30 protein-coding genes and 1 pseudogene are annotated in these 25,882 nt (G+C 42.7%); 9 read left to right on the top strand and 22 right to left on the bottom strand.

Annotated elements, in window-relative coordinates; translation table 11 throughout:
* Positions 1 to 8: 8 nt before the first annotated feature.
* On the bottom strand, positions 9 to 992 hold the full coding sequence (locus NFU07_RS08040; protein ID WP_251476536.1) for a M23 family metallopeptidase: 984 nt from the start codon (positions 990 to 992) through the stop codon (positions 9 to 11).
* Positions 993 to 1,179: 187 nt separating this feature from the next.
* Between NFU07_RS08040 and NFU07_RS08045 the strand changes: the two genes are divergently transcribed.
* The gene (locus NFU07_RS08045) at positions 1,180 to 1,470 is read left to right on the top strand and encodes a hypothetical protein (RefSeq protein ID WP_251476538.1); all 291 of its coding nucleotides are present in this window, start codon (positions 1,180 to 1,182) and stop codon (positions 1,468 to 1,470) included.
* 92 nt (positions 1,471 to 1,562) lie between these two features.
* Here the strand turns inward: NFU07_RS08045 and NFU07_RS08050 are convergent, their stop codons facing one another.
* From NFU07_RS08050 to NFU07_RS08065, 4 genes are all read right to left on the bottom strand, one after another.
* A complete protein-coding gene (locus tag NFU07_RS08050) occupies positions 1,563 to 1,937 on the bottom strand; it encodes a DMT family transporter (RefSeq protein ID WP_052649928.1) in 375 nt (124 codons plus the stop codon).
* A gap of 294 nt (positions 1,938 to 2,231) precedes the next feature.
* Entirely contained in the window at positions 2,232 to 2,783 is a 552-nt protein-coding gene (locus NFU07_RS08055; RefSeq protein ID WP_251476540.1) for an NUDIX hydrolase, read from the bottom strand.
* 23 nt (positions 2,784 to 2,806) lie between these two features.
* Positions 2,807 to 3,199: a nucleoside 2-deoxyribosyltransferase gene (locus NFU07_RS08060; RefSeq protein ID WP_251476542.1), complete on the bottom strand. Its 393-nt coding sequence runs from the start codon at positions 3,197 to 3,199 to the stop codon at positions 2,807 to 2,809.
* Positions 3,196 to 3,657 (bottom strand): GNAT family N-acetyltransferase, encoded by a 462-nt coding sequence (locus NFU07_RS08065; protein ID WP_251476544.1) that lies wholly within the window; start codon positions 3,655 to 3,657, stop codon positions 3,196 to 3,198. Before NFU07_RS08065 ends, NFU07_RS08060 begins: the two co-directional genes overlap by 4 nt.
* Positions 3,658 to 3,988: 331 nt before the next feature.
* Here NFU07_RS08065 and NFU07_RS08070 point away from each other — a divergent pair, with 331 nt between their 5' ends.
* Complete coding sequence (locus NFU07_RS08070) at positions 3,989 to 6,232, top strand: putative bifunctional diguanylate cyclase/phosphodiesterase (protein WP_251476546.1); 2,244 nt, start codon at positions 3,989 to 3,991, stop codon at positions 6,230 to 6,232.
* A 193-nt stretch (positions 6,233 to 6,425) separates the two neighbouring features.
* Here the strand turns inward: NFU07_RS08070 and NFU07_RS08075 are convergent, their stop codons facing one another.
* Positions 6,426 to 7,157 carry an SDR family oxidoreductase gene (locus tag NFU07_RS08075; protein WP_251476548.1) on the bottom strand — a complete coding sequence of 244 codons (732 nt, stop codon included), beginning with the start codon at positions 7,155 to 7,157 and terminating at the stop codon, positions 6,426 to 6,428.
* A 20-nt stretch (positions 7,158 to 7,177) separates the two neighbouring features.
* Complete coding sequence (locus tag NFU07_RS08080) at positions 7,178 to 7,432, bottom strand: Atu4866 domain-containing protein (protein WP_251476550.1); 255 nt, start codon at positions 7,430 to 7,432, stop codon at positions 7,178 to 7,180.
* A gap of 234 nt (positions 7,433 to 7,666) precedes the next feature.
* On the opposite strand from NFU07_RS08080, the gene NFU07_RS08085 reads away from it, so the two are divergent.
* Positions 7,667 to 8,566 (top strand): AraC family transcriptional regulator, encoded by a 900-nt coding sequence (locus tag NFU07_RS08085; RefSeq protein WP_251476553.1) that lies wholly within the window; start codon positions 7,667 to 7,669, stop codon positions 8,564 to 8,566.
* A gap of 91 nt (positions 8,567 to 8,657) precedes the next feature.
* Here the strand turns inward: NFU07_RS08085 and NFU07_RS08090 are convergent, their stop codons facing one another.
* From NFU07_RS08090 to NFU07_RS08105, 4 genes are all read right to left on the bottom strand, one after another.
* Positions 8,658 to 9,350, bottom strand: coding sequence for a YfjL-like protein (locus NFU07_RS08090; protein ID WP_251476555.1), 693 nt, complete (start codon positions 9,348 to 9,350; stop codon positions 8,658 to 8,660).
* A 2-nt stretch (positions 9,351 to 9,352) separates the two neighbouring features.
* Positions 9,353 to 9,901 carry a zf-HC2 domain-containing protein gene (locus NFU07_RS08095; RefSeq protein WP_251476557.1) on the bottom strand — a complete coding sequence of 183 codons (549 nt, stop codon included), beginning with the start codon at positions 9,899 to 9,901 and terminating at the stop codon, positions 9,353 to 9,355.
* A complete protein-coding gene (locus NFU07_RS08100) occupies positions 9,898 to 10,392 on the bottom strand; it encodes an RNA polymerase sigma factor (protein ID WP_235197537.1) in 495 nt (164 codons plus the stop codon). Before NFU07_RS08100 ends, NFU07_RS08095 begins: the two co-directional genes overlap by 4 nt.
* Before the next feature lie 215 nt (positions 10,393 to 10,607).
* On the bottom strand, positions 10,608 to 11,015 hold the full coding sequence (locus NFU07_RS08105; RefSeq protein WP_483879662.1) for a cytidine deaminase: 408 nt from the start codon (positions 11,013 to 11,015) through the stop codon (positions 10,608 to 10,610).
* 960 nt (positions 11,016 to 11,975) lie between these two features.
* Between NFU07_RS08105 and NFU07_RS08110 the strand changes: the two genes are divergently transcribed.
* Positions 11,976 to 12,521 (top strand): GrpB family protein, encoded by a 546-nt coding sequence (locus tag NFU07_RS08110; protein ID WP_251476561.1) that lies wholly within the window; start codon positions 11,976 to 11,978, stop codon positions 12,519 to 12,521.
* A 247-nt stretch (positions 12,522 to 12,768) separates the two neighbouring features.
* Here the strand turns inward: NFU07_RS08110 and NFU07_RS08115 are convergent, their stop codons facing one another.
* The 3 genes and pseudogenes from NFU07_RS08115 to NFU07_RS08125 all read right to left on the bottom strand — a co-directional run bounded on the left by NFU07_RS08115 (position 12,769) and on the right by NFU07_RS08125 (position 15,584).
* Complete coding sequence (locus tag NFU07_RS08115; protein ID WP_251476563.1) at positions 12,769 to 14,787, bottom strand: lysophospholipase; 2,019 nt, start codon at positions 14,785 to 14,787, stop codon at positions 12,769 to 12,771.
* A 295-nt stretch (positions 14,788 to 15,082) separates the two neighbouring features.
* A pseudogene (locus NFU07_RS17775) lies at positions 15,083 to 15,376 on the bottom strand (glycerol-3-phosphate responsive antiterminator).
* A gap of 25 nt (positions 15,377 to 15,401) precedes the next feature.
* Positions 15,402 to 15,584: a glycerol-3-phosphate responsive antiterminator gene (locus NFU07_RS08125; protein WP_251476567.1), complete on the bottom strand. Its 183-nt coding sequence runs from the start codon at positions 15,582 to 15,584 to the stop codon at positions 15,402 to 15,404.
* A 263-nt stretch (positions 15,585 to 15,847) separates the two neighbouring features.
* Here NFU07_RS08125 and NFU07_RS08130 point away from each other — a divergent pair, with 263 nt between their 5' ends.
* Entirely contained in the window at positions 15,848 to 16,045 is a 198-nt protein-coding gene (locus NFU07_RS08130) for a MepB family protein (protein ID WP_251476569.1), read from the top strand.
* On the opposite strand, the gene NFU07_RS08135 is transcribed toward NFU07_RS08130, so the two are convergent.
* A complete protein-coding gene (locus NFU07_RS08135) occupies positions 15,997 to 16,782 on the bottom strand; it encodes a nucleotidyltransferase domain-containing protein (RefSeq protein WP_251476571.1) in 786 nt (261 codons plus the stop codon). The genes NFU07_RS08130 and NFU07_RS08135 overlap by 49 nt on opposite strands.
* Positions 16,783 to 17,731: 949 nt before the next feature.
* Between NFU07_RS08135 and NFU07_RS08140 the strand changes: the two genes are divergently transcribed.
* Together NFU07_RS08140 and NFU07_RS08145 are read left to right on the top strand one after the other, a co-directional pair.
* On the top strand, positions 17,732 to 18,028 hold the full coding sequence (locus NFU07_RS08140; RefSeq protein ID WP_246807800.1) for a hypothetical protein: 297 nt from the start codon (positions 17,732 to 17,734) through the stop codon (positions 18,026 to 18,028).
* A gap of 111 nt (positions 18,029 to 18,139) precedes the next feature.
* Positions 18,140 to 18,718, top strand: a complete 579-nt coding sequence (locus tag NFU07_RS08145; protein WP_251476573.1) for a hypothetical protein — start codon at positions 18,140 to 18,142, stop codon at positions 18,716 to 18,718.
* Here the strand turns inward: NFU07_RS08145 and NFU07_RS08150 are convergent.
* From NFU07_RS08150 to NFU07_RS08165, 4 genes are all read right to left on the bottom strand, one after another.
* Entirely contained in the window at positions 18,666 to 19,169 is a 504-nt protein-coding gene (locus NFU07_RS08150) for a hypothetical protein (protein ID WP_251476575.1), read from the bottom strand. The genes NFU07_RS08145 and NFU07_RS08150 overlap by 53 nt on opposite strands.
* Before the next feature lie 29 nt (positions 19,170 to 19,198).
* Positions 19,199 to 20,263 (bottom strand): DmpA family aminopeptidase, encoded by a 1,065-nt coding sequence (locus NFU07_RS08155; RefSeq protein WP_251476577.1) that lies wholly within the window; start codon positions 20,261 to 20,263, stop codon positions 19,199 to 19,201.
* 186 nt (positions 20,264 to 20,449) lie between these two features.
* Positions 20,450 to 21,289, bottom strand: a complete 840-nt coding sequence (locus NFU07_RS08160) for an alpha/beta fold hydrolase (RefSeq protein ID WP_246807788.1) — start codon at positions 21,287 to 21,289, stop codon at positions 20,450 to 20,452.
* A gap of 248 nt (positions 21,290 to 21,537) precedes the next feature.
* Positions 21,538 to 22,080 (bottom strand): dihydrofolate reductase family protein, encoded by a 543-nt coding sequence (locus NFU07_RS08165; protein ID WP_251476579.1) that lies wholly within the window; start codon positions 22,078 to 22,080, stop codon positions 21,538 to 21,540.
* Positions 22,081 to 22,297: 217 nt separating this feature from the next.
* Between NFU07_RS08165 and NFU07_RS08170 the strand changes: the two genes are divergently transcribed.
* Positions 22,298 to 23,509 carry an RtcB family protein gene (locus NFU07_RS08170; protein WP_251476582.1) on the top strand — a complete coding sequence of 404 codons (1,212 nt, stop codon included), beginning with the start codon at positions 22,298 to 22,300 and terminating at the stop codon, positions 23,507 to 23,509.
* Between the two features lie 78 nt (positions 23,510 to 23,587).
* On the opposite strand, the gene NFU07_RS08175 is transcribed toward NFU07_RS08170, so the two are convergent.
* Positions 23,588 to 24,628: an anti sigma factor C-terminal domain-containing protein gene (locus tag NFU07_RS08175; RefSeq protein ID WP_251476584.1), complete on the bottom strand. Its 1,041-nt coding sequence runs from the start codon at positions 24,626 to 24,628 to the stop codon at positions 23,588 to 23,590.
* A complete protein-coding gene (locus tag NFU07_RS08180; RefSeq protein ID WP_251476586.1) occupies positions 24,612 to 25,130 on the bottom strand; it encodes an RNA polymerase sigma factor in 519 nt (172 codons plus the stop codon). Before NFU07_RS08180 ends, NFU07_RS08175 begins: the two co-directional genes overlap by 17 nt.
* Positions 25,131 to 25,417: 287 nt before the next feature.
* Between NFU07_RS08180 and NFU07_RS17705 the strand changes: the two genes are divergently transcribed.
* Positions 25,418 to 25,549: a hypothetical protein gene (locus NFU07_RS17705; protein ID WP_267882892.1), complete on the top strand. Its 132-nt coding sequence runs from the start codon at positions 25,418 to 25,420 to the stop codon at positions 25,547 to 25,549.
* A 32-nt stretch (positions 25,550 to 25,581) separates the two neighbouring features.
* Here NFU07_RS17705 and NFU07_RS08185 read toward each other — a convergent pair whose 3' ends face one another.
* Positions 25,582 to 25,881 carry a hypothetical protein gene (locus NFU07_RS08185; RefSeq protein ID WP_052649870.1) on the bottom strand — a complete coding sequence of 100 codons (300 nt, stop codon included), beginning with the start codon at positions 25,879 to 25,881 and terminating at the stop codon, positions 25,582 to 25,584.
* Position 25,882 lies beyond the last annotated feature (1 nt).

A 25,882-nucleotide genomic window follows, 5' to 3' on the forward strand; every position in this document is an offset into this window, starting at 1 on the left:
CATTTCAGTTACTTGAAAAACTGTCCGATAAGGCGCGGAATGAATAAGAAAAAATCAGCTAAGGAAAAAGCGGCTTCCGCCTTATCGAAAGCATCGAATTCCTGTTTGTTCTTTTCGAATGCGGCAGGATGGACCGTATCTCCTTGAATCGGTTCAATACCACCTTTGAAGCGGATATTCAGTGAGCTGCTCTGCTCCATTTCTGGTGAATCCATCACTTGAAAGTGGATATGCGCTTCCGACGAATTCCCGGAATTGCCGCATAGCCCAAGCAGTTGGCCCTGTTCTACGGAATCCCCACTCTTCACTCGAATCGATCCTTTCTTAAAATGCGCCAGCAAACTGTATTCACCCTGTCCATGCTCCAGAACGATAAAATTGCCTGCAGGATCTGACTCATTCATCTCACCAAGCGGATTGTCCCAAATTCCATCAACCACTTCGATGACTTTTCCACCCGCAGGAGCTACTACTTTTTTGCCGAAAGCGTAATAGTCTTCATTGCGCAATCCTTGGTTTCTGTAGGTCTGCCCAGCTTTCATGACGACCAAATCATAAGCGTAGCGCTGCTGCTCGTACGCGTAATGGTAATTGATGAACTCGTTTTTCCCGCCCCAAAACACAAACCAGTCATCCGCAATCGGCATGATGAATTCTGTCTTGGTAACTTGGTTATCGCTTTTCGGATACGTTACGTAAGGCTTTATGTACATTCCTTGAATCTCGTTGCCGTCATAAGAAACGTTGATCGCTTTTTGTTTTCGGTCATCCAGCCAGATATACTGTTTAAATCCGGGCATGGTGGTCTCATAAGCCAAATGATAGCCTTTCACGCCTCTATTGAATGACTTCGCCAATTCGATAAAATCCCGAAGGGCACTCGTCTCCCTAAACTCCTTGATGCACTGGCGGTAAATCGCAGTAAAATCTTCCGCTAAAAAACGTTCTCCAAATTCCTCGGGTTTGAATCCGTTCTTCCTGCCCCTGCCCATAAACACCATCCGCTCCTTTCGCCGAATAACTGAACTTAAATTATCTATTCTTATATGTACGATTAGGGCCGCCAAAAGTTTCCATCAATTGTAAATAAATACGAAAAAATGATCCGGAGTTGGACGGAACTTCTTTTATGCAATAAAGTCTAATGAGTAATTCCCTTTTCACGAAAGGAGCACTCCGTTGAATCTTTTATTAATCGTCTTTTCTTTTATGAGTTCAATGTTCGTGTCCGGGCTGATGATCCGCAAGCAGCAGCGAAAAATAAGAATCATCGTTTCAGCGCTTCTCATCAATACTGTCATTATTGGCGTAACTGTTTCACTCGTTTATAGCTTGGACCATGAAATGCAGTCTTTCGGCGTCGGCCTCGAAAAAGCCTTTATGCCATTGCTGGCAATCCCTGTCCTGACATGGCTGAATGCGGTCTTGCTGCCATTCGTTCCGAGCAAGACCTTACCTGAAAATCGCTGAAATGAGAAAACCCGCAAGTATTCCAAAAGCGAAGATGATGAGTAGTTTTGTTTTTTTATTCATGTCATTCTCCTTTCATTGATGCTTCTCTTTTATTTCGATTCTGCTTCTTCAATAACTGACGTATCGCTTTGCCGAGATTCACCATGGCCAGGTCCAAACAAATTTAAAATCACCACTCCCGCGAGAATTAGCAGAATGCCGGCTATACTCGCCCCGTTAATCTTTTCTTTCCAGATCAATACGGAGATAATCGTGGTGGCGACCATGCCGAGACCCGACCAGATGGCGTAAGCCGCATTCAAGGGAATGACTTTCAATGCCAACGATAAAAAGAAAAATGAAGCGGCGAAAGCAAACAGCAAGCCGATGGTCGGAAAAATTTTGGTAAAGCCTTCCGACGCCTTCAACAAGGACGACCCAATCAACTCCCCGACAATCGCAAGCCCAAGAAACAGATAATGCATTTCTTCTCCTCCCTTCAGGTCGTCGTTTTCATTTTCGGTTTCCGGTTCTTTTTGCTATTGATAAGAATTAAAATAGAGCATAATATGGCTGCCATTACAGTTAAGAAAGAGCCTTTTTGATAGATATCATAAATAAATACCGTTAAAAATAAGACCGAAATCCATAGATGATAAAAATAATATTTACTCATTTCTTCAACCCTTCCTTGTAAGAACTGCCCTACTATAACCGCTGCATGCTTTTCAGCTTGCTAGATGGTCGATGGCATCATTGAACGGTTTCTTTTCATACACTTAGCATTCCTCTTCTAAAATAGCTTTTGCCATATAGTAGGCACTGACTGTAAAAAGCTGCGTCTGAATGGATTGAGTTTGAATCATATGCCCGAATTCCTTAAAATCATAGAGTTTTACATTAATGTCTTCGGTTGCATCCAACTCCTGGTCCCCCGCTTGGTACGCTTCTTTCACAAGGAAGGTTTTGATTTTATTGGTTTGCGTTGCCGGATTGATCATGAATTCGCCTAAGAGAACCGGTTTTTCCAAGGAAGCATAGCCCGTTTCTTCCCGAATCTCACGGAGAATGCCTTCTTCATCGCTTTCAGCTTTTTCGATTTTCCCTGCTGGAATTTCCAGATAAACACCTTGTCCTGCATATCTGTACTGTTCAACCAATAAAATCTGTTGTTCCTTCGTCACGACGATAGCATTTACCCAGTCCGCAAATTCGTTGACGTAATAATCATCAATAATCAATCCGTTTGGCAATCGGCAACTGTCTTTCCGTAAGTTACCGAATGGTGTTTGATAAAGGTATTCCGACTTTAAAGTTTTCCACTTTTCCATATCCACCCTCCAACTCAGCATTTTTAGTAGAAAGCTGCTTTTGAAAAAACCTCTGCTATCAATTCCTCAATCGTTCCAATGACTTTAAAAACTTCCGGCAAATGATAGAATGTGCTGGTGAGCGCCAAGTCATTCACCGTATCGTCTGGTGAATACAGAAAAATTTGCTTGCCCGTCCCTAAAGCGATGCCCATCTCCACATGGCTTCCTTTTCCGGCTGGCAGCATGATAATCACCACATCCGCTTCCATCACTGCTTGTTTTTCACTTTTGCCGATCGTTTCAAGTTCCGCAATGGATGTGGCTGCACCATGGGTCCAATCATAGGTAAGGACGAATCCATTGCTTGTCAGCCGCTCCGCTACCAATCTAACAGCCTCAATATTTCGAAAGCTCGACGCAATATAGAACTTCATACGGCGCTGCTCTTTTTTATTTCCCAGGAAATCATCTTATCCGTCTTCATGGTTTTGTGCATGCCCGCTTTTTCCAGTACCCGGATTGAACCGATATTGTCCTTTTCTGTTTCAGCGCGCACCTTTTCTACTTTTCCAGTTTCAAAAGCCCACGCGATCAGCCCTTTTACCGTTTCGGTCGCGTAGCCTTTATTCCAATACCGTTCAAGCAGGCCGTAGCCAATTTCAATTTCCTGATCGGCATTCGGCTTTCCTTTAAAGCCGGCATCGCCGATCACCTGCCCCGTCATTTTATCGATAATGAGCCAATGCCCCCACGCCAAAAGCTCAGGATCTTCTTCCAATGCTTTCAAATACACTATGATTTCAGGACCGTTTTCGTAATATTGTTCTTCCAGCATTTGAAGATGTTCTCTCCTGCACGGGAGAATTTCGAGTCTTCCTGTTTCGATTTTCATTTAAGGGTCTCCTTTTTGCTGAAAATTAGTAGAAGCTATCTACTCCGCTTTCTTCTATTCTACCGGGAACACGTGGAAATAAATAGAATATTCGGCTATAGTAGGATCAGGGATATTGCCATTGTCTTAGCCATTTCTCTCTTACTCATTTATTTTTCTCTCGACTGTTTTTTCTATTCACAAATGTCTTTTTATGCCGATACATATAAATGCATGATAAATTTTTTCGTTCTACTAATTGAAATTTTCATTGGTGCAAACTTTCATAGATGAAGTACCTTCACCTCCTTGTTTCAAATAAAAACCACCGTATAGGCAGGTGAAATATAAAGTGTTCAAATCGAACAGAATAGCAGCTATCTCGATAATCTCCATTATTTCCGTGTTCCTCGTGTGGAATATGGCCTTTACAGATTCGGAGTTGCTGCAATTAATCGGGACAAATGGAATTCAGATCACGGTAGGGGTTCTTAGTTTTATTTGGCTGTTTCAGGTATACCTTCGCTACCCCGGCCGCTACCGGAATTTTTGGCTATTATTATGCATCGGGATGCTGTGTTCTATAAGCGGCACCTCCATCTGGCTTTATCTCCAATTGAGTCAACAAGTGCTTGCTTCGACAGCGAGCTCTTCATTCTTTTGGGTGCTTTCGTATTTCTTTTTTCTGGCTGCATTAATTTACAAATCGAAGGAGATCGGCATTTCTCTTTCCAATAAAACGTACCTTTTCAATATTTCCGTGTATATGGTAAGCGCTATTGGCGTAAGCTATCAATATTTGCTTAAACCGATCCTCATTACCGAAGATACTTCTTCATTAATGAAACTCTATACAATCGGCTACCAGCTGGCTGATTTAGGCATGTTGTTTTTCGGCATCATCCTTTACTATTTGATACGATTCGAAAGCGAAAAAAGATTTCTTTTGTTTTTGATTGCAGGTCTTTTACTGCAGATACTTTCGGATGCTGTAATTCCGTACGTTTCTATTACAGGAAATCATTACAGCGAATACGTTTCAAGCCTTATCGGGATAATTGTTTTGCTTCTCATCGGTTTTACAGCCTTATATAAAAAGGGCATTAAACCAATTGAATCCGTAAAACCGGAAATGCTGTTCGATAAGAAAGAATTCTTTTTCCCATATATTTGCATCTTTCTTCTTACCGCTTTAGTGATTTACAGCAAACAATGGCATCTTAGCCTCACTGTCTTGGATGTATCGCTGCTCATCATTTTCTTGCTGGTCATTGTACGGCAGCTTAATGTCGTATCCAAAAATGCCAAGCTTATGGAAGAACTCAAAGATTTAGCTTACAACGATCCCCTTACCGGACTATTCAACCGATCCAGTTTAAAGCAAAATATTGAAATGATGATGGAAAGCAAGGATGGCAAGTTTGCTTTACTGCTCATCGATTTAGATCGGTTTAAAATGGTGAATGATACGCTGGGCCATCACATTGGGGACGAAATTTTAATTGAAACCGGAAAGAGATTCAGAAAAGCAGCGAAACCGGAAGATCAAATCTACCGATTGGGCGGTGATGAATTTGTCTTTCTCCTTCCAGATGCCGGAGAAGCTGGCGCCCTCACTACAGCGAAATTAATAGTGGAAAGTTTCCAGTCTCCTTTTATGGCATTGGCAAACGAGATAAACCTTACCCCAAGTATTGGGATAGCCCTTTTTCCTGGCCACGGGGAAACTTCAGACGATTTACTGAAAAATGCCGATGCGGCCATGTATCTTTCGAAAGAAAACGGAAAAAATGGATTTACTTTATACAATGCTGAGATTAATTCCTATATGAAGCGGAAAATGGAGATTGAAAGCCACCTGAAAAGAGCCATTGAGAACAATCAATTATCTCTTGTCTATCAGCCTAAAGTGGATTTGCAAACTAAGCATATCGTAGGCGCGGAAGCTTTATTAAGATGGAACCATCCGGAATTGGGTGCTATTTCTCCCGCTGAATTTATTCCCATTGCGGAAGAGACCGGGCAAATTATTGCTATCGGCAATTGGGTTTTGGAGACCGCCTGCAAACAAAACAAAGCTTGGCAGAATCAAGGGCTGCCCCCTTTGAATGTTTCGGTCAATGTCTCGGTTCCGCAGCTCCAGAACGGCCAATTTTTGATGACTGTAAAAAACGTCTTAACAGAGACGCAGCTGGACGCCAGTTTCCTGGAACTAGAAATTACAGAAAGTATTATGCAAAATGTGAAAGAAAGCGTCCCTATTTTAACGCAGTTAAAAGAACTGGGCGTTAAGATTTCCATCGACGATTTTGGCACCGGCTATTCTTCACTGCACGTTCTCTCGAAATTGCCGATCAACACCATTAAAATCGACAAATCTTTCATTGATGTATTAAATCAGATGGATGAATCTCCGATCATCAAAGCGATCATTGAACTTGGGTTGAACTTAAATTTGAGCATCGTAGCTGAAGGCATTGAAACTGAAAAACAGATGGAATACCTGCAAAAGAACGGACCTATTGTCGGGCAAGGTTATCTTTTCTCGAAGCCCTTACAAGCAAGTGAATTCGCAGAGCTGATTCGCGAAAATTAATCGCTTTACGTTGTGGAGGAATTGTTGGAGAAATCTAAAACGCATTAGAAAAGACGGGCTGAAGAATGAACTGCACCCCCTTGTTAGATTGGTGTCTAACAAATTAGGTGCAGTTCAGAATTCTTCGCCCGTCTTTTAATTTGTCCTTTTCAGTCCATGGATTCATTTCCCATTCTTCAAAGATGAAATAATATTAAACCAACGGCCTCACTACTAATTCATTTACATCGACATTCGCTGGCTGCTCAATTGAGTAAGCGATTGAACGAGCAATGGCTGAAGCAGGCAGCACAGTCTGCCGATATTCCTTCATAAAATTTATGGTTTCTTCGTGGGTAATACTGTCTGCAAGTTCAGACTCCGTTACGCCTGGAGATACGAGCGTTACACGAATATTTTGGCCAGCCATCTCTTTCCGCAATCCATCTGTTATGGCTCGGACTGCGTATTTAGTTGCGGAGTAAACGGAACTCGTGGGTGTCACCTCGTAGGCGCCGATGGACGCGATGTTAACGAATTGTCCAAACCCCTGTTTTTTCATAACCGGGAGTCCTGCAGCAATTCCATGAAGGACTCCCCGGATATTAACGTCGATCATCCTATTCCATTCTTCGACCTTCAACGCTTCTAGCGGCGAGAGCGGCATCACACCGGCATTATTGACAATTGCATCCACCTGTCCAAAAGTTCTTTTAGCCAACTCGACAATTCCCTGCATTTGTTCCAATTCTGTTACGTCTAATTTTTGGGCAATTACAGCTCCCCCATCTTTTTGAATCACCGCTGCCAATGCGGCCAGCCGTTCTGTTCGTCTTGCACCAATTACAATATTGGCTCCTTGGCGCGCAAGCAGCCGGGCAGTCTCTTCCCCTATACCACTGCTTGCCCCTGTAATAATAACGGTCTTCCCTTCAAGCGGAAACATTCAATTCGCCCCTTTCTTTCTCATTCTTCCCGGTACAGCACCATTCCTGCATGATACAGAACACCGTCGACAAAATCTCCGTCAGCTGTAAAACCGGTGTCATCCACATATTCAATGTGATTCCCCTTAACTGCATAGTTCCCTTGATAAGCGCTTTTGCGCTTTCCGCGAGCTTCATCATACCGGCCGTTTGCTAACAATTCATGCCGAATATAACCGTCTTTCGTGACCCACATGCCGATATATGGATGTGATGTAACCTGTTGATTGCTCATTTTATTTTCCCCTTTCAATTTCGAGTCATGAATTATAATGGATCCTTTCCCTTCATAAACGAAAGCGCAATAAAATTTTGATTACCTGCTTATCTCTGACTCTAGTTTTAGTATGAATCGTCAGCCAAACAAGGCGGTAGTCGAATTCTACTTAAGTCTTGCCTAATCCTCCGAAAAAAAATAGGATAGAAAGAAAAAACAGATTAAGACAGCTAGAAACTTGGAGGAGCACCTATGAAATCGAATGAAGCATTGACGCAAGCAATTGAACAATTTATACAAACCGATGGCACAAAGGAAACGGCTATTCCAGGTTTGCAGTTTATCCGAACCTCCCAAATTTCCGAACCGGTCTACACTGTCTACAAGCCCTCTCTATGTATCATTGCTCAAGGCTCAAAAGTAGTCACACTGGGAAGAGAGGCCTATCATTACGACCCATTGAGCTATTTGACGGCTTCCGTCCAATTGCCGATTGCCGGGCAGGTTGTCGAGGCTACTCCTCGAAATCCTTATTTGAGTTTGCAGCTGCAGCTAGATATGAAAGAGGTTCTCGATATTCTTCAATCGTTCGATCAAATAAAACTGCCTAAAAACGAAATAAAGCGAGGACTTGTCATTAGCCGCATGAATGAAGAGCTTTTAGATGCAGCACTCCGGCTTGTCCGGCTGCTGAATGCCCCGCAAGACATTCCATTTCTTTCTTCGGGTATTATTCGAGAGATTATTTACAGAGTTATGCAATCGGAACAAAGCAATAATTTGAAACACTTTGCACTTATCGGCAGCAAGTCCCAACGGATTGCCCATTCCATTGAACGGCTAAACTGTACATTCGACCAACCTATCCATGTAGAAGAACTGGCGGAAGATGCACAAATGAGCCTCTCTTCCTTTTACAGTCATTTTAAAGAGGTTACCGGTATGAGCCCGGTACAGTATCAAAAATCGCTCCGTCTTCAGGAAGCTCGCCGGCTGCTCCTTGATGGAGAAATGAACGCAGCAGAAGCAGCATTCCGAGTCGGATACGAAAGCCCTTCACATTTCAGCAGAGAATATGCCCGGAAGTTCGGCTTGCCTCCGGGGCAGGATCTTCGGCTTTTACGTGAATCTCTGCAAGAAAATACTTTTTGAAATTTCCAAGTAACCAGAGCAAATAAAAACTGCACGGAAAACCTTAACTACATCTAAGGTTTTCCGTGCAGATCACGATAAAATACATGGTCTATCTGCTTTCATTTACATCTTTCAGCGTTAATTTTTGATCCGGAGCAAAACTGACATAATCATAAATTTCTTCTCCGTCCACCACACTGCGATAACCCACTTCAGCCATGTAATAATTGATGGACTCGCCGTTTAGCTCTTGTTGGATTGTTTTGCTTTGCTGCAGCATTTGATCTTTCGTCAACTCAGCTTTTTCAATTTCCAGCATGATCAGCATCGGCTTTGGCGTTTCGAGCTCCGGTGTCCATTTGTCGGCTCCGTCGTGATAAACTTCTACATCTGTAGATACACTTTCAACTTCTGGAACTTTTTTCTGGAGAAGCGTCAGAATGTGCTCCTCTGCCTGTGCATTTAACTTTTCTGATGCCTCTTTGTCGATCTTGGAAAAATGAATGGTATCTCCCAGTATTTCGTACGGCTCCATAGCGGAAACATAGATTTTATAAGTGGTTTCAACCGCGGCGGAATCCTGCTCGACTACTGTAAAGCGGAATGTAGCATCGCTCCAACCATAGTCTGCCGACTGCTTGATCTTATAGTCCATATCCGGATAGTTTTCTTCCAAATACGCTTCCAGGCTTTCCTTCGCCTTGTTTTTTTCGATGGGATTTCCGCTCATCTGAATGTAAGCAAAAATCACGGCGCCAATCAATAAAACCGCAATTCCACCGTATAGTAGTTTCTTTTTCATGATCAATGTTCCTCTCTTATTTTAAGAATGCAAAAGCCGATGGCGATTCCGATAAACGTAAATACGAGATGGACAGCTAAAGAAAACAGCGATAATTGAAGTGCTTCCGAAAAGCTTTCCACATAAAATTCGCCGAACCAGTCCGTCATGTAAAGCAAGCAATTCCAAATGAAATTCGGGACGCCTGCAAGCAAAACGGCAACAAGCACCGAACGATAAAACAGGTAAGTCACCGCTCCTAAAATGGCATAGGTCAGGATAAAAGTTTTGTTGTCATTGATGATGGTCGTGCTCATCGCAAGTATAAAGGCGATGGCCACGAAGAAAATTTGGATTGTTGTTAAACGCATGGTTATTTTCCGGATCATTTTCTTTGAAGAAGCTCCAGGTTTTACATGTGCAGGCAACGGAATTTGCGACTGCTCCGCAATTCGGCGGCATTCTTCACAGCTTTGCAAATGCTCTTCCAGAAATTTTTTCGTTTCCTCTTGAAGCAATTCCTCTTCGTATAAAGGCAGCAAATCCTGTACGATTGCACAATCCTTGTTCATAAAGTCACCTCCATCATTTTTTGAATCCTCAATTTCAACCGGTGAAAAGTAACGCGTGCGTAGTTTTCGGATTTGCCGATCAGCACGCTAATTTCTGCAAAGCTCAATTCTCCGTATATCCGCAGAAGTAAAATTTCCCTCGCCGCATCATCGAGTTTCGAGATATGATGCAGCAGCATTTTTGCATCTTCATTGATTTCCGTTAACTCTTCGACCGAGTGGATGTCCGCTTCCGGAATCGCTGCTAGCTTTTCCATCAAATTTTGCTGATATTTGTTTTTGCGGTAAAACTTTTTCAAGAGGTTGTTCGCAATGGCGAACATCCATGTCGACAAAGTGGACTCGCCATTGAATGACGCAATATTTTTGCACGCCTCGTAAAACGTATCGTGGCAGAGATCCTGTGAGGTTGCCCGATTGCCTGTTTTGGCGTAAAAGAATGCATAGATTTTCGGTTGGATTTCTTCATACTCCTTTTCAAGCTGGTTCATGGCGGCCCTCACTTTCCCTGTTCTTAGTATTAATACCTTGGCCTTCTATTTCGTTACAATTATTTTAAAATTAATTTTCCTTCTATCATTTCAACGATTTCTCTAGAATAAAGTTTTAAAAATGTTTTGTATACCCTGGCCCAAAAAGAAAAGGAGTAATCCCAAATCACTCTTGGGATTACTCCTTTTCTCTAATTCATTTGATGGTCCAGATCTTACATTTCTAAATCTAAGAAAGCATATGGCAATAACTCTTTTAGCTTTAATTCCAATATTTCTTTCTTCTCATTCGTTAAATACATCGGCATTTCAGGCGAACAGAATTCAGCCATAACTTGTCTGCAGATGCTGCAAGGCGGAAGGTAGTTTTCCGTGTTGCCTGCGACTGCGATCGCTTCGAAATCACCTTTTTTGTATCCTTGGGCAACAGCTGTAAAAATAGCTGTCCGCTCCGCACAGTTTGTAGCGCCTAGTGAAACGTTCTCTACGTTTACCCCGTTGACCACTGTGCCGTCTTTCATCAACAAAGCAGCGCCTACCGGGAATTTCGAGTAGGGAATATATGCTCTTTCTTTCATGCTGCGTGCGCTTTCCATCAATTGTTCTTTATTCATGGTCTCCATCCTTTTCACTAGAAGAATGAACTTTTCACAGTTCCCTTGATGCCAGCATTTAGCTGGCAGGACTATTGATTTTACAGTCTATTGGGAAAATAGTCAATTGCGTATTCAGGCACTCTAAGTGCTATTTTGCACCTAGTTCAAGTCTTACTTGGCATAAAAGCTATCTTTCCTTTTTTAAGGAAGATAGCTTTTATGTTTATTTAATACCGATAACTAAATTGTCGTGATCAGCTTCAACCACTTCTAGTGTAGTCTAACTAAGTTGATCGATTTCTCGGATTCTTACAATGTTCTTCTGAAGAGCCAGTTAAAGGAAGTGGTACATTCTGCATAAGCAGCAACCTTTCCGATTTACTGTTTTTCCAAACAATGATAAATGGCGGCTCGGGAAAAATTCCATTTTTCAGCCACATCTTTGATTGGTGTTTTTTTGCTTGAGATTTTCAAACAAGCAGAAATTTTCCAAGAGGATTTCAAATCATTCGAAATCCCGAAACGCGTCAAGCATGATTGGGACATTCTCCTCCAGGAGGAATGCCTTGATATGTGGAGTCAGCTAATCAATCCCCCTTAGTTGATGCTTACACTTTACAGCGCCATCCTACATTGATGGTGCTTTTCCTTTTGGAAATATCAATATCAGTTTCTCACAAAGCGTTATAAAGTACATAAAAGAAAAGGCCTTATTTGTCTATTTTTTTATTCATAAAAACGGTTTAAATAAAATAATCCTCTATTTTCATAACCAAGTGGTATATTTATAAAAAGAAAGTATAAATGAATCTGTTGATGTGATGGCTTATTGACATGTTAGATTAAATAGTTGTGAATAAAAAAGGTTAATCTTCAAGAAACGCGCCCTTTTGTGGAATATAGGAAAGACTTTTAAATATTAATAAATGTCCAAGGTTAGCAAATGTAAGGATTAGCCGATAACTCATTTTATTTAGGAGGTTAATTATGAGCAAAAATGAGGACCAAACTAATTGGCCAGTCTGGGCAACGGAATCGATTGAAATAGCTGATCCTGATTCCATGTGGTTAGAAAAGGGCAAACAAGAGGAAAAACAGCTTTATGAACTTCTTTCTCCATTTGGAATAGGGCAAGTAATACACATAGGCAGTACTTCTGTTCCTAATCTTCCTGCAAAACCAATCATCGATATAATGGCTGATGTTGATTCATTTGAACGGGTCACTGATATTTCTGCGTTGTTATCTAGCGATGACTGGCATTATGTACCTCCCCATTTAGATAATAAAGACTGGAGAAGATTTTTTGTGAAGGTAAAAAACGATAAACGTGTAGCCCATCTTCACTTAATGCTAAAGGGAGAACAACGATGGGAAAAGCAATTACTTTTCCGTGATAAATTAAGGGATGATCCGCAACTAGTTTTTGAGTATGCCCGTCTCAAGAGTAATCTAGCAAAAGAATTTAATCTTGATCGAGAAGCCTACACGGAAGCAAAAACAAAATTTGTTAATCTTGTTCTTCGGTCATGATACACAACAGAATTGTATTTTGTATGAATAAACGGATGGCAAAGGAGTTTGTAGTAGTCTATAGCCATCGGGTACGATTGTTGAGTAAACATTTTAGAAAAGAGTATCGATAATCCTCTATTATTAATAAAAAAAGGGCTTGTAACATGACTGAACCGCACCCCAAATGGTAGACACTTTAAAAAAGTGACCCATTTGGGGTGCGGTTCATTTATCCCTTCTCCCTTCTCCTTCATTCTTTAAATCACTAGAGTATTGTATAAAGAACTGTGTTTGCTAAAGTAATCATCGTTAATAGAATTGTATTCAGAAATGCCCCAACATAGACATTTCCAGTTTTTCTGAAAAAGTAACGATTGTAAACTGCTGCTACCAAAAGGATCGGCACAAGACCGATTACAATAATCGATGATAATGACTCTGCAGGATAGCCGCCCGTCCCTGTAATGAACAACAAGCCATAATGATAGATCAAATATAGGATCAATCCACCGATAAAGTGGAGAATGGATATGCCATAACCTTTCCATCCATCATAAAAACTGCTGGCTGTATTGACATTGACTGATATTCCGATGATGAAATAGTAGATGAAGAATAATGGCGCATAGCGTAAAAGAGCCCATACATGCTGTTCTTCAAATGTTTTTACTGCTACGGTCCATAGACGGAAATCGACTTGGAAAATTGCATCCACTAAATAGAGGACAGCATATCCGATAATGACAGCAAGTATAGCGGTAACAAAAGTTGAGACGATCGTTTTGATGTTAGCACGTAATCCATAATTCGCGAAACGTGCTCCTTCTGCTTTTTTCGAAACAAAGTGATAACCAACCAAAATCATCAGCGTCACTATCGCAACATTGATAGCCCAGAAGAGAATTGGATTGACAGTAGCTCCGCCAAACCATTCTGTAGTCGCAAAAAATCGTTCCTGCTGACGGAGGAAAATATATTGTACGATGCTTAAGCCAAGAATTAGCCCCGAGCCCATTTTTACTGACTTGGCCGAATTTTTTACAAAGCTGAACAATAATATCAGCCCAGATAATCCAATGGCGATCATGCTGATTTGACGCAGCAAGGTCATCCCTGTTTCATTAGCGCTGTATAATGCCGTAAAGAAAAGGGCCGGATAAAGCGCTCCCACAATAAGCAGTACATAACCAGCAAGTTTCGCACCATCTGATTTTGGTGCAGAAAGCGCCGCCGGACGCTCTGTGTAAACCCAATTGAAGAATGGGAGTTTCGTCAACAAGCTGATAACTGGAATGAAAAGGAGGAAGAAACCTATCAAAGCTATAAATGAAAACCACTCTTTCCACATCCATGTTTGTCCATCTTCACCGATTTCCACTAAATTACCGTAATCCGAAAAAGCTGTGTCATAGAAGTCGATTGCATATTCAGTAGACTGCTGTGAAAAATGATTCCATGGATGTGTTTCATTAGGCTGGTAAATAATCCGTTGACCGCCATCCACTTCATAAAATTCACTCGCTTGCGCTGATTCCAGTCCGCCTAAAAACCCAAGGCCTTCGGCTGTACTGACGTAGTCTTTCTTAACGACAGGCTGACCTGCCGCAGCTGCTTCTGCATTAAAGAAAAATTCATCGTAAACGCCAGCAATTTTCCCTGAAGGACGCGGCCCATAGGAAGCGTTGATTTGTTCGTCTGTATAGCCAAGTGTTTTCAACCACTGATAATCAGAACCCATCGTCAAGGAACTTTGAATTTTACGGATACCTGATTCCTGGAAATCAACCTCATCCAACATCACTGCGTGCGTTGAAGAGAAGCCACCCATGGAGTGCCCGGAAACAGCGATAATCCCATTTCCTTCGCCATCTTTCAATACATAATCCTGTTCATACATGTATTGGACCGCATCATACATAGCATGCGGCCAGAAGGAGAAGAACGGAATCGGTTTCTCCATCGTTCCAGTAGAATGTCCATGATCATACATATCCAGTGCCAGGACTACATAACCCCGCTTAGATATTTCGATGGCTTGGGCATCCTGCATTTCACCAGAGTTCAAATACCCGTGCGTGGCGATGATTGTCGGCCTTGCCTCTTCGTCTGCCCCTTCTGGCTTATAAAGCAAACCCGACAGCTCTCCCCGCTCAGTGTCAAAATAAATACGGGACACATCTACATCCCCGCCGGCACTGTTAAAGCTAGCAGCAACTGCACTGCCGATACCAATAAGTAATAGTGCGACAATCAATAAAATTAATGGTCTTTTTACATTTTTCATGATGATCCCCCTTGTTTCACAAAGTTATTACTTGTAACTCAATGTAATTTTGATATCTGAACTCTCCCTCGACTCCTCCTATTCTCATACTCATCACACAAAAAGACACATCAAATACCTTCGGGGTTTGCCCAAAGTACTCAATGTGTCTCTTAATCTCGTCACAAGCTGTTAACTTATACCTAGTATAATAGTTTATGAAAACGCTGTCAATTCAATCGCGTTAATTTTTCTAATTATTATAAATTCGTTTCTTATTCCTAACGGTCTTTGCATAATTTTACATTAGATGCAATTACAGCATAAGCCCCAGATTTGATAGCCATATGCCCTTTTGTTCGGTCAAGCCTCCGGTTATTACTGGTATCCCAGTGGCATTTTGAATCTCTTTAATAATACTTGGAATTATGCCTGGAAGTATTTCAGTAAATTCCGGTTGGATTTCCCGATATATATCCATATTATGGGCAAGTGCATGACAATCCAGAGCAAACCATCTGTGACTCCCTATAATGCTTCATTTTTTTACAGATGCAATGACATTTGCCCGCGTGGAAATAACTCCGTCGACTTTTACATTATTAAGCAAGTACCCTAAACCAAACTCATCGATTTTAAGACCTTGTAATAAAATCGACAGGCATTAGCGCTTCTTTGCCATGCTTCTTAGCAAATGTAACTGTACTTTCCACTTGGGAGAGGCGCGTCTCTAAAAAGATAATTCTTTCATGATCAGTTTTTAATACCTTCACCAGATCCTTCAGATTCCGGATTGCCGGGACGCCTTGGCTGCACATATTTTTCCTCCGTTCTGTTCACTCACATTTACTTTTCTATATAAGTTGAACAAATGTTTATTGGACTCGCACAACTTAAAACACTATAAGGAGCAAGAAATGAAAAACAGTAAAAATTGGTATAAGACTTTATCAGCCTCTATGATCGCAGTCGAGAAGGTGGTGCGCCCCAAAATCAGATTAGAACTCTAACTTTCGGGGTGCACTACCGGTCTCCTTTTTTCTATTTCATATTCTTAGACCTTCTTCGTCCCAGGGGAAAAATGGCGATAAGAATTTATCCAATCCGGGATAGTCCAAGCAGTAAACAAGCGATTCAAAGCCAAAAATGGCAATCATCCTACTTTCTGGATGCGTCTAACCCCAATGACTTGAATACAGAAAAAATAAACGATTTCTATTCTTGCAATCCTTATTCTTTTCCTTCGATCGAGTGTTCGCTAAACCAAGTAATGAAGTAATCCAAACAATTTAGGACATCATCTCTGTTGAGGGGCTTCTGGAGAAGAAGCCCTTCTTCAATTCCCTTGAAATATGCTTCATCCGGGAAATAATGCTGGAGAATTTGGAGATTTTCACGGATATCGGTGGACCAGCTTTCATCTCTCACCGCTACATAGCAATAAGCGCCCCTGACAATCCGTTTTAAAATGGATTGCAGCGTATACGCATCGGTCTCTTTTTCCAAAATCGCCTTTCGATAGCCGGCCAGTGTCTCCATAAGATCTTGGTTCATGGCCTGACAGATTCGAATATCGGGTTTCATTTGGGGCCATTTCACGGATAGATCCTCTCCATAAATGCAGCTGCATACATGCTTCAACCAAAATCCCCAATAAAATTGGTTTTCTTGTTTTAGGACTTCGCCTACGACTCCCATATCATAATCTACTTTTGGCACAAGCGGATTCAAGCGAACAAGCGCTGCTGTCTCACGATCCAAAAGAGCCTTTTCTTTCGGGAGCAGCGGGGATGTCAATAGGACCGTCAAATCAATATCTGAAGTTCCTTGGACCGCTTCCCCTCTTCCTACACTGCCGTAGATATAGACGCTATGTAACTTAGCTCCTGCGCATCTTTTTAACCTCGCAAGGATCTGATTCAGCAGTTCCCGATATACTGGATGGATTTTCTGTGTTGATGTTTGATTTAAGATATATCCAGCCGGATCAATGCCTATTCGTGTTGGAAATTGCATACTACCTCTTCCTTCCTATCAATAAAAATTGAAACTATTCTTTCCCCATGTCTGGCCCAACCTATTAAAGAATACTAAGTAGATGGGAAAATCCGATTAGCTTTCTCAAAAATACTCAATCCATACCAATACATATTTGTGAGCGTACGGTATTTTAGTGGCAGCTTGATGCTTCAAACGAATTTCTATTTGTTTTGCCGTCAGATACCTGTCCTATTCCAAAAACCAATAGCCCCTTTTGGACAGCTTATAATAATACTTCCGGTTGTAATGATCTACTTCAATTTTGGTTCTTTTTACAAGGTCTGCTTCCCATCACTCCGAGAACCTTTTACTAATTGAACTTGCGGTGCGCTGGTGTGAATAAAAGACTTCAAAAAACAAATGCATATTTCCTGCTGAAAGAATCGTTACTGCTGTAATTCCCGAAAAGAGGCTTCATCAAAATTGCGGAAGAATCATTTTATCACCGGCAGTGACAAAGCGTACTAATTTGATAGCACCTAAAATGTATTCTGAAAATAATTAGCAATAATAGCTTGTCTTTTTACCTCTTCATTTAATGGACCTATCCGGTTTCTTTTCGAATACATTTTTCCCTTCGGCAAATCCTTCTGGACACCAATTTTCTTCATCGATTTCCTCTTTTTCAATTCTTCACAAAGAAAGGCAATCGCTTCTTCCCATCGATTAAAAATTTTAAAAGGGTACGGGGGCTGTCCTTCATCATTCCAAACTGCCCATTGTTGATCCGGAAGTTCAGTTGCTGACCACCAGCCATCAACTCCACAAGAAAAAATCGCGAATGCGTTTTCTTATCAATTAATTTCCCTCCCCTTTGTGCCATTTAGACAGTTAAATCCCAAAGAAAGTTTCAATCTAACTTTTTCACCAAAAAAAGGAAATGTTTGATACAATGGATTTCTATCAACTGAAGCGGAGGCTACTTATGGAATTTACCAACTCAATCGATCCATTTCTCTTTCAACTTGTCCTTCTTCCCATTGTCGTGATTGGCATCGGCATCGCCGTATCTCTTATCACCGGAAAGATTTTTATTGGCCCATTGGTGACACTGCTATTGAATCTGGCCTATGAAACCTGGTATTTCAGCAGCTACGGCTTTAGTGGAGGCATCTACTATTCACCTTGGAATCTGATACTGCCTGCAGTCTCGCTGGTTTTTTGCTGGATTGTGGTGTCTGTCAGAAAACAAATTATAAACGTAAGACAGGCGGATGTATAACAGCCGCCTTTTTTTTATGCTAAAAAAGCCACCCTCCGGCAGTTTCTCATTTATTTTCTTTCTTTCATCACGCATACTAGGAAAGAAATGAATAGTTAAAGGGGAAAATCAATGAATTCGACCATCCATTTACTTGCACCAAGCACATTGGCGCTGGATCATTATTATAAAGTTTATCCAACCAAATCTTCTCTCGTTTTCGCAAAAGTCGGCGGCCAGTTTTATGATAAAGCAAGCGACGACAACCTGCCGCTCGTTGCGGGCATTGCCTTTATGGCTTTTCGAAAGCTCATTTTAACCAAACGCATCGAGAAGCGGGAAGCTGCCGTCGATCGCCAAATGAGCGAGAATCCGCAAACCCTGCTTTCAGCAAAAAACAATTTTGATCTTCATCTCACGGCCATCAATAAGGTTGAATTAAAGACCAAGTCCACTTTCCATACGGTCGGAACGGCTACCGGAACCCTTCGCTTCTATTTGAACGACGGCAGCGAAAAAAAGTTCACGATCCCTTCTTTTGTCCCGACTGAAAAGGTTGTCGAATTTTTTGAAGACCAGCAGATTCTGCTTGATCTCATCACCAAACAAAAAAGAAATCAGCTTAAAGCCGATTTCTTTTTTGTTTTTAAAGCTCATGTTATGCACCATCTCTTTTATCCTTTCCAAATCCTTCATACGGTTCACTCATAACCACTTTTCCATTCGCCGGGTTCACCAGTAAATAAATTTGTTCGCCGGCTGGCGATTGCCCCATGAAAAAGTAGGCACTATCCGCTTCAAAAGGATTCCAGGAGCTGGCTGGAAGAGTAGGCACAGTCGTCGCCTCTACTTGCTCCAGCTGATAGCGCCCTGCCGCTTTATGCTGAGCCTCCTGTTGCGTGAGTGCTGGAAGCGCCAAGTAAATGGCCAGCCCCAGTACAAGCAGGAAACCGGAATACGCCACATATCGTTTTTGTGGTATCAGGTGCTTAAAAATGAGAATGTGTAATACAATCAGCGTAACCGGCAAACTCAAATTCATAACGTTACTGTAGAGTTGGTCGTTTAGAAGGATTAACACTATGAGAAGCACTCCTGATAAGAGTGCGCCTCCTTTATAGCTTCCTAACCCTTTCTTTGCTTCGTCCTTTTTCCTATCCATCTTTTCACTCCTGCTTTGCGGACTTCTTTTTAAATAAGAGATATGCCGAATTCTTCAATTAAATCTTTAAACGCGGGGCGAGAGTTTCCATCGCGTCCAACGACCGCTTCTGCAGTCACAAGTGAGTTCAAGACGGCTTCTTCCACCGCTTCGCCTACTGCCCGAAAAGCGATGTCCATTTCTTCTTCGTGGATTTGTTTAATTTCCAAAAGCTGCGCAGGTTTATCATGCGGGATTTTCGCCGCTGTAGAAAAGCCGAGAGCGATTTCGCCGCTGCCGTTCGTAATGATCGAACCGGTTCTCGATAAGCCGGCCACTGAGCGCTTGAGAATCCGGTTTAATTGCCGCTCGGATACCGGAAGATCCGTTGCCACAATAATCATGACCGAGCCTTTGTCTTCTTCTTTATGGGAATCCGACATCGCTTGTTTCAATTCTTCGCCGACCGCTTTGCCTTTGACCAGCAAGTCGCTTAACATGCCGAAATTCGACAGCACTAAAACACCGATTGTATATTCTCCGCTCTCCATTTCCATGATGCGGGAAGCCGTACCAATGCCGCCTTTGAGCGAGTAGCAAAGCATTCCTCTTCCTGCTCCAACCGCGCCTTCTTCAAATTCGATGCTTGCATTTTCCAGTGCTTCGCGCACATGTTCCGGTTTTACGTGCTTCGCCCGGATGTCATTTAAGAACATGTCGTTGCATTCCCCGATGACCGGATTGACCGTGCCCGTTGTCCGGCCAATTTCCGGATTTTGCTCCATCATGTAATCGATTAACGTATCGGCTGCCACTCCGATGCCTAAGGTGTTTGTTAACAGAATCGGTGTCTCCAATGTACCGAGTTCGGCCATCTGGATTGTACCCATCGTTTTCCCGAACCCGTTGATAACATGGCTTGAAGCAACTAATTTTTCTTTAAAGAGATTTCCTGGATGCGGCAATATCGCGGTCACCCCTGTCTGCATATTGCCGTCGCTGAGTGTCACATGTCCTACAGACACGCCTTCGACATCGGTGATTGCATTGCGCGCTCCGGTCTTCAGCCGGCCAATCTCCACACCGTAATCACGTATTCTTTTTTGATTAAACATCGCTTCTCCCCCTGCACATTTATTTCATTTTTCTTATAGAAGCCTTCCATAGTACCCGATAAAATTCCTGCTATGTTACACAAAACAATGGGCTTTCATCAATTCTACCATTTCCACCTTGTTGAATAGACAAAATAAAAGCAGGCCTATTCCGAAGAACAGGCCCACTCGTAGCCAACTAATGATTTAGTTATTATTCAAAAAGTCAAGAAGCGCTCGATTGAATTCTTCCGCATGTGTGGCGTTGAACCCGTGCGGCGCGCCTTCCACAACTACAAGCTGGCTATTTGCGATGCGTTCATGCGCTTTTTGTCCGCTTACTTCGAGCGGCACGATGGCATCGGAATCCCCGTGAAGAATTAAGGTCGGTACATCAAATTTCTCGAGATCTTGCCGGAAGTCGGTTTTGCTGAACGCAGCGATGCAGTCCAGTGTACCTTTCGGTGAAGCAAAAGCAGCGATGTCGCGGTTGTAGATCCGGAATTCTTCGCTGACTAAATCGCTTTTTTCTCCTGCAGTAAAGAAGTTCTTTGAAAAGTCATTAAGGAAAGCGAGCCGGTCGGCCTTGACTCCGTCCTCCAAGCCTTTAATCGCTTCATCGTCAAAGCCGCCGTCCGGGTTTTCATCTGTTTTATAAAGATACGGCGGCACTGCCCCTGCCAATACGGCGCCTGAAATGCGTCCCGTTCCATATGTGCCAATATAGCGCGCCACTTCCCCGCCGCCCATCGAAAATCCAACCAAGGTTGCATCTTCGAGGTCCAAATGCTCCAAAACTTCATTCAAGTCGGCTGCAAATGTATCATAGTCATAGCCGCTCCAAGGCTGCGAAGATTGCCCGAACCCGCGCCGATCGTATGTAATAACCCGGTAGCCTGCTTCCACTAATGCCGGCACTTGCTTCTCCCACGATCTACCGCTAAGCGGCCAGCCATGAATCAGGACGACTGGTTTTCCTGAACCTACATCTTCCACATGAAGTTCAATTGGCGCACCGTTTTCTGTTCCTACTGTCACCTTGCTCATTTGCCATTCCTCCAATTCATGAAATACTTTCAGCGTGTATCTCCTATCCCCTGTTTTGAAGTCGTCTAATCCTTTTTATCTGCCCCTCGAAAATTTTATTAATGGATGCCTTTTTCAGGGTGTTGCGTCAAAGGCGTAGAAATTCAGAAGAAATATTTATGGAATATGAAAAGTTTCTTTCAATTGAAACCAGTAGAATAGAGAGCGAATATTCACTACTGGCTTTCAACTCTTGCGTTAGAGGGGTCTCACCGAAGCACTTTATACCAAATCTCCACTTGCTCGCGGGTTTCGATGGCCCGGATTTTTTCTAATTGGATTTCCAGTTCTTCCAGCTCCTCGAATAGACGGAGCCCTTTCCCAAGAAGAATCGGGGCAATCGCCATCTGCAGCTCTTCCACGAGCCCGGCTCTTAATGCTTGCCGGAAAACATCCGCTCCGAGAATCAGCACGTCTTTTTCTCCCGCCGCTTCTTTTGCCTGCTGGACTGCGCTTTCAATGCCTTCAGTGATAAACGTGATGGTCAACCGGTCATTTTCTTTCGGATGTACGGCCGGAGGATGATGGGTCACCACAAATAGCGGCACTTGAAACTCGTAATCCACTGCATAGGAATCGGCGTCTGCCAAGTCAAACGTGCGGCGGCCGAGTATGACGGCACCCGTCCGTGCCATCATGTTATTGATCTCCTCGTTCGGCTCAAAACTTGCATACAGCTTGCCCATCTCCCCGTCTCGGTCGTTCACAAACCCATCGAGCGACATGATCATTCCAAAACAGACTTTTGCCATCTTCTTCCCTCCTTTTCTCTTTTAAATTTCCTGCCATCCACATAGCAGCCGTGATTTTTGTCTTGCTGTTACATTCATTGTGAATCAGGAATTATCCTCCTAGTTCCTCTTGTCAAATAAATTCCGCGAGAATTTTCTTTCTTTTCTTTTTTATTCCGTTACAATAGAGATTTTATAAAGCAGATTATGATGAATCACTTAAATGGAGTTGAGGGCGATGAAAGTTATTAAAGGCAAATACAGCGATGCAAAAGTTTTCACAAATAATATTGATGAAGTCACGGTTGCTCAAATAGAAGGATTTTTAAACGAAGAACTTACGCATGAAGCAAATGTACGCATTATGCCAGATTGCCATGCAGGAAAAGGCGCGGTTATCGGCACTACCATGAAAGTGACTGACCGTGTCGTTCCTAATTTGGTGGGCGTGGACATTGGGTGTGGAATGCTGTGTGTGGAAGTTAAAAAGACCGATGTGGATTTTGCGAAACTGGATGCAGCGGTGCAGACGCTTGTCCCTTCCGGCCAATCGATTCGCCAAACCGCTCATGAATATATCCGCCACATCGACCTTGATCAAGTACTGGCGAATTTTTCAAAAGAAACAGCCGCTCTTTCGCTCGGTACGCTTGGCGGAGGCAATCATTTCATTGAAATGAACCAAACAGAAGATGGCCGGCTGTTTATGGTCATCCATAGCGGCAGCCGCCACTTAGGCGTGCGAGTTGCGAATTATCATCAGAAAAAGGCGATTGAAAGCTTAACCAGTGATAAAGAAGGGCTCAATGAAATGATTGCCCAACTGAAAGCCGAGGGGCGCGAGCGGGAAATCCAAGCCGCGATGAAATCTTATAAATCCAAGAAGCCGGCCATTCCGAATGATCTCGCTTACTTGCAAGATTCCCTGATGGAAGATTATTTCAACGATTTGAAGATTGCCCAGAGTTACGCCAAATGGAACCGGGCAGCGATGATGCAGGTGTTGTTGGAAGCGATGAACTTTGACGAAGCCGGGCGCATCGACACGGTCCATAATTACATTGACCTGGACCATATGATTTTGCGAAAAGGCGCCATTTCAGCCAGAAAAGATGAGCTTGTGCTGATTCCGATCAATATGCGCGACGGCTCCCTTCTGGCAAAAGGCAAAGGCAACGACGACTGGAACCAATCTGGCCCGCACGGTGCAGGACGCATCCTATCCCGCACTAAAGCGAAAGCCCTTCTGAACTTGGACGATTTCACGGATACGATGAAAGATGTCTATACGACGAGCGTGAACCAGGACACTATCGATGAGTCGCCATTTGCTTATAAACCGATGGATGAAATTATCCAAAACACGAAAGAAACCATTGAAATCCAGTCCATTCTAAAACCGCTCTATAATTTTAAGGCTGCGGAATTCCAAGGCTGGAGACGAAAATGAAAAAAGAACGGCTGAAAGGAGGGATCCTTTTAGCCGTTCTTTTTTAGAAAACGCGTTTATTTCTGTAAATACCGGACTTCATTGATAAGGACTCACTGTGACGCCCAAAGCTGATGCCCGCACTATCGGCATGTCTTCTAAAGCCTGCAAGTTCTTTTTCGTTCCCGTTACGACTGCACCGATAACCTTTACATCTGTTGACGTTAAACGTTCATCGCCTCCTTTCAACAAGTCATGGATTCGCTTGTATTCGCTAAAGTATTTGCCATTTTCCAGCGTCATCCCCTCTTGAATCCTATTTACGAACCCTTCTTCGCTTGTCGGCTGTTCTTCTTCGGCGAAGATTTCTTCATCAAATTGAAATTCTTCGATACCGTATACTTGATCCGAAAGTTCAGGGAAATTAACGAATTCTCCTTCAAATTTTTGATTCATCCGCTCCAGGTCATCCGAAGAATACGTGTCGATCCAATACCATTTCAATGTGACTTCTTCCGGCAAACTTTCCCGGATTTGTTCGGGCGTATAGGCTTGGTCAAAAGACAAAGCGAGTTCAGCTATCGTTTCTTCCGGGAAATTTCCGAATTCGCCTAGCCCATCTGCGAGTCCGGCGTATTCCACTTCCGGATGATAAAAACCGAGCACGCGCTGCTTCGTTTTCCGGTCGTAAAACTTCATTTGATCAGTTGCTTCATCGACAATTTGAATATAGGAATGGTCGCCGGAAAACCCGCTAACGCCGCCAAAAAGGCTGTAGGTTATCGTCTCCTCGCTCCAATCTACCGGAATCCCTTCGATCACTTTATAGCGTTCAAACCTTAAAAAGCTTTCAAACAAACCATTACTCTGCTGCTGCGGACCCATTTCCTCGATATTCGGATCGGTAATCTGGCTAAACAATTCAATGTCCCGCAATGCTTTTGCTTCCTGCCAGCGCATAATTGACAGCCAGCCAATTCCAGCAGCGATAGTGAATAATCCGAGAACAAAAACTGAAATGACGGCATTCCGAAAAATTGTTTTTCTTTTGGCTTTGTTAATGATCTTTCCAAATGAGTCATCAGTTGAATGCTGATTGAAAAGCTGATCCAGTTCTTTTTCTTTATGAGAATCTTTCATGCCTTGCCATCTCCTTTTCGTATTGTTCTTTGAATGCTCTTCTCGCTCGGAACAGGTAAGTTTTGAGCGTTCCTACATTCAAGTCCAGCATTTCAGAAATCTCAGCATAGCTTAAGTCCATTTCATATTTCATTAGCAGTAATTGCTTCTGGAGAGGAGGCAATTGATCAAGCACCTGCTCAATTTCACTTCTCATCTCTCCTTGCCGGACAAAATCTTCCGGCAAAAACGAGTCATCGACAAATTCAAGGTTATCAAAAGTTGTATGTATTTCTTTTTTCTGTTTCCGGCACAAATCGTAGTAATGATTGACGGCTACCCGGAACAGCCAGCTATAGGCTTTTGCCCCATCAACTGAATCGATGTACAGCATCAGCCGGTACACCGCTTCCTGCACAGTGTCTTCCGCATCGCTTTTGCTCGCGCCGATCTTCATCAAATACTTAAAGATGATGTCTGTTTTTCCATGCAATGCCGCCATCAACTCTTCCCGAGGATTCAATTGCTCCCCTCCTTCCGCTTATAAGACCCTTTCATTTGTAAAAAGTTAACAGCGTTTCTGAAATTATTTTTTCTATCCATTTGAAGGCATAGAAAAAGGAGAAGCGAAGCTGCGAGACTTCGGCTCTCCCTATCGGTTTTACTTTTGGAATAAAAGATAACAGGAAATTGTAGAGTCTTTTCTACTTTACCATTCGATTTATAATGGTTCATCTGCCTTTTTTTAGAAAAACTGAAACTTTATTGGCAATTAATATGTATAATAAAGAAGGAAGGAGATGAGCGGTTATGAACAGCCTTGCAGAAGCTAACATCAATTACGGAGATTGGCTTTTTACTTTCTTCGTCTTATTCGGAATCATCGGGTTGATTCGGCTGATTCTATTAGTGGTCAAATCTCGGAAAAAATCGACGCGATAGCTTTTGCGCCTACTTTTTCCGTGGCTTATCTTCTATTCTTCTACAACCACTTCCAAAGCCAGGATATACGGGAATTCAGTAGTGGTGTCCACAGGCACGACCTTGAGCTGGTCGCCTTCTTCCAGTTCTTCGTACGAACTGATTTTTCCGCTGAACTCAGTAATATCGGTAAGATGGACCTCCACTTTTTCCGATTTCTCTTCATCTGTCGTCACGGTGAAACTTGTATCTCCTTTTCCCGCCACAATTCCCTCATAGTTTCCACAAGCTGCAAGTCCCAAAGCTAAAAAAGCCACAACTGCGATACTGGCTACCTTCTTCGTCCTCTTCATG

Source organism: Planococcus sp. NCCP-2050 (genome assembly GCF_023708025.1).
In the GTDB taxonomy this organism is placed as follows: Bacteria; Bacillota; Bacilli; order Bacillales_A; family Planococcaceae; genus Planococcus.

Coding starts and splice junctions, on each gene's coding strand:
- NFU07_RS08135 (WP_251476571.1), bottom strand. CDS start 16,782: ATGCAATTTCCAACACGAATAGGCATTGATCCGGCTGGATATATCTTA.
- NFU07_RS08100 (WP_235197537.1), bottom strand. CDS start 10,392: ATGAACCAGCTTGAAAAGGAGTATGAAGAAATCCAACCGAAAATCTAT.
- NFU07_RS08085 (WP_251476553.1), top strand. CDS start 7,667: ATGAAATCGAATGAAGCATTGACGCAAGCAATTGAACAATTTATACAA.
- NFU07_RS08170 (WP_251476582.1), top strand. CDS start 22,298: ATGAAAGTTATTAAAGGCAAATACAGCGATGCAAAAGTTTTCACAAAT.
- NFU07_RS08125 (WP_251476567.1), bottom strand. CDS start 15,584: ATGTGCAGCCAAGGCGTCCCGGCAATCCGGAATCTGAAGGATCTGGTG.
- NFU07_RS08185 (WP_052649870.1), bottom strand. CDS start 25,881: ATGAAGAGGACGAAGAAGGTAGCCAGTATCGCAGTTGTGGCTTTTTTA.
- NFU07_RS08130 (WP_251476569.1), top strand. CDS start 15,848: ATGGCGATAAGAATTTATCCAATCCGGGATAGTCCAAGCAGTAAACAA.
- NFU07_RS08090 (WP_251476555.1), bottom strand. CDS start 9,350: ATGAAAAAGAAACTACTATACGGTGGAATTGCGGTTTTATTGATTGGC.
- NFU07_RS08075 (WP_251476548.1), bottom strand. CDS start 7,157: ATGTTTCCGCTTGAAGGGAAGACCGTTATTATTACAGGGGCAAGCAGT.
- NFU07_RS08065 (WP_251476544.1), bottom strand. CDS start 3,657: ATGAAAATCGAAACAGGAAGACTCGAAATTCTCCCGTGCAGGAGAGAA.
- NFU07_RS08175 (WP_251476584.1), bottom strand. CDS start 24,628: ATGAAAGATTCTCATAAAGAAAAAGAACTGGATCAGCTTTTCAATCAG.
- NFU07_RS08110 (WP_251476561.1), top strand. CDS start 11,976: ATGAGCAAAAATGAGGACCAAACTAATTGGCCAGTCTGGGCAACGGAA.
- NFU07_RS08060 (WP_251476542.1), bottom strand. CDS start 3,199: ATGAAGTTCTATATTGCGTCGAGCTTTCGAAATATTGAGGCTGTTAGA.
- NFU07_RS08105 (WP_483879662.1), bottom strand. CDS start 11,015: ATGGAGACCATGAATAAAGAACAATTGATGGAAAGCGCACGCAGCATG.
- NFU07_RS08140 (WP_246807800.1), top strand. CDS start 17,732: ATGGAATTTACCAACTCAATCGATCCATTTCTCTTTCAACTTGTCCTT.
- NFU07_RS08150 (WP_251476575.1), bottom strand. CDS start 19,169: ATGGATAGGAAAAAGGACGAAGCAAAGAAAGGGTTAGGAAGCTATAAA.
- NFU07_RS08165 (WP_251476579.1), bottom strand. CDS start 22,080: ATGGCAAAAGTCTGTTTTGGAATGATCATGTCGCTCGATGGGTTTGTG.
- NFU07_RS08115 (WP_251476563.1), bottom strand. CDS start 14,787: ATGAAAAATGTAAAAAGACCATTAATTTTATTGATTGTCGCACTATTA.
- NFU07_RS08160 (WP_246807788.1), bottom strand. CDS start 21,289: ATGAGCAAGGTGACAGTAGGAACAGAAAACGGTGCGCCAATTGAACTT.
- NFU07_RS08155 (WP_251476577.1), bottom strand. CDS start 20,263: ATGTTTAATCAAAAAAGAATACGTGATTACGGTGTGGAGATTGGCCGG.
- NFU07_RS08050 (WP_052649928.1), bottom strand. CDS start 1,937: ATGCATTATCTGTTTCTTGGGCTTGCGATTGTCGGGGAGTTGATTGGG.
- NFU07_RS08055 (WP_251476540.1), bottom strand. CDS start 2,783: ATGGAAAAGTGGAAAACTTTAAAGTCGGAATACCTTTATCAAACACCA.
- NFU07_RS08080 (WP_251476550.1), bottom strand. CDS start 7,432: ATGAGCAATCAACAGGTTACATCACATCCATATATCGGCATGTGGGTC.
- NFU07_RS17705 (WP_267882892.1), top strand. CDS start 25,418: ATGAACAGCCTTGCAGAAGCTAACATCAATTACGGAGATTGGCTTTTT.
- NFU07_RS08040 (WP_251476536.1), bottom strand. CDS start 992: ATGGGCAGGGGCAGGAAGAACGGATTCAAACCCGAGGAATTTGGAGAA.
- NFU07_RS08095 (WP_251476557.1), bottom strand. CDS start 9,901: ATGAACAAGGATTGTGCAATCGTACAGGATTTGCTGCCTTTATACGAA.
- NFU07_RS08145 (WP_251476573.1), top strand. CDS start 18,140: ATGAATTCGACCATCCATTTACTTGCACCAAGCACATTGGCGCTGGAT.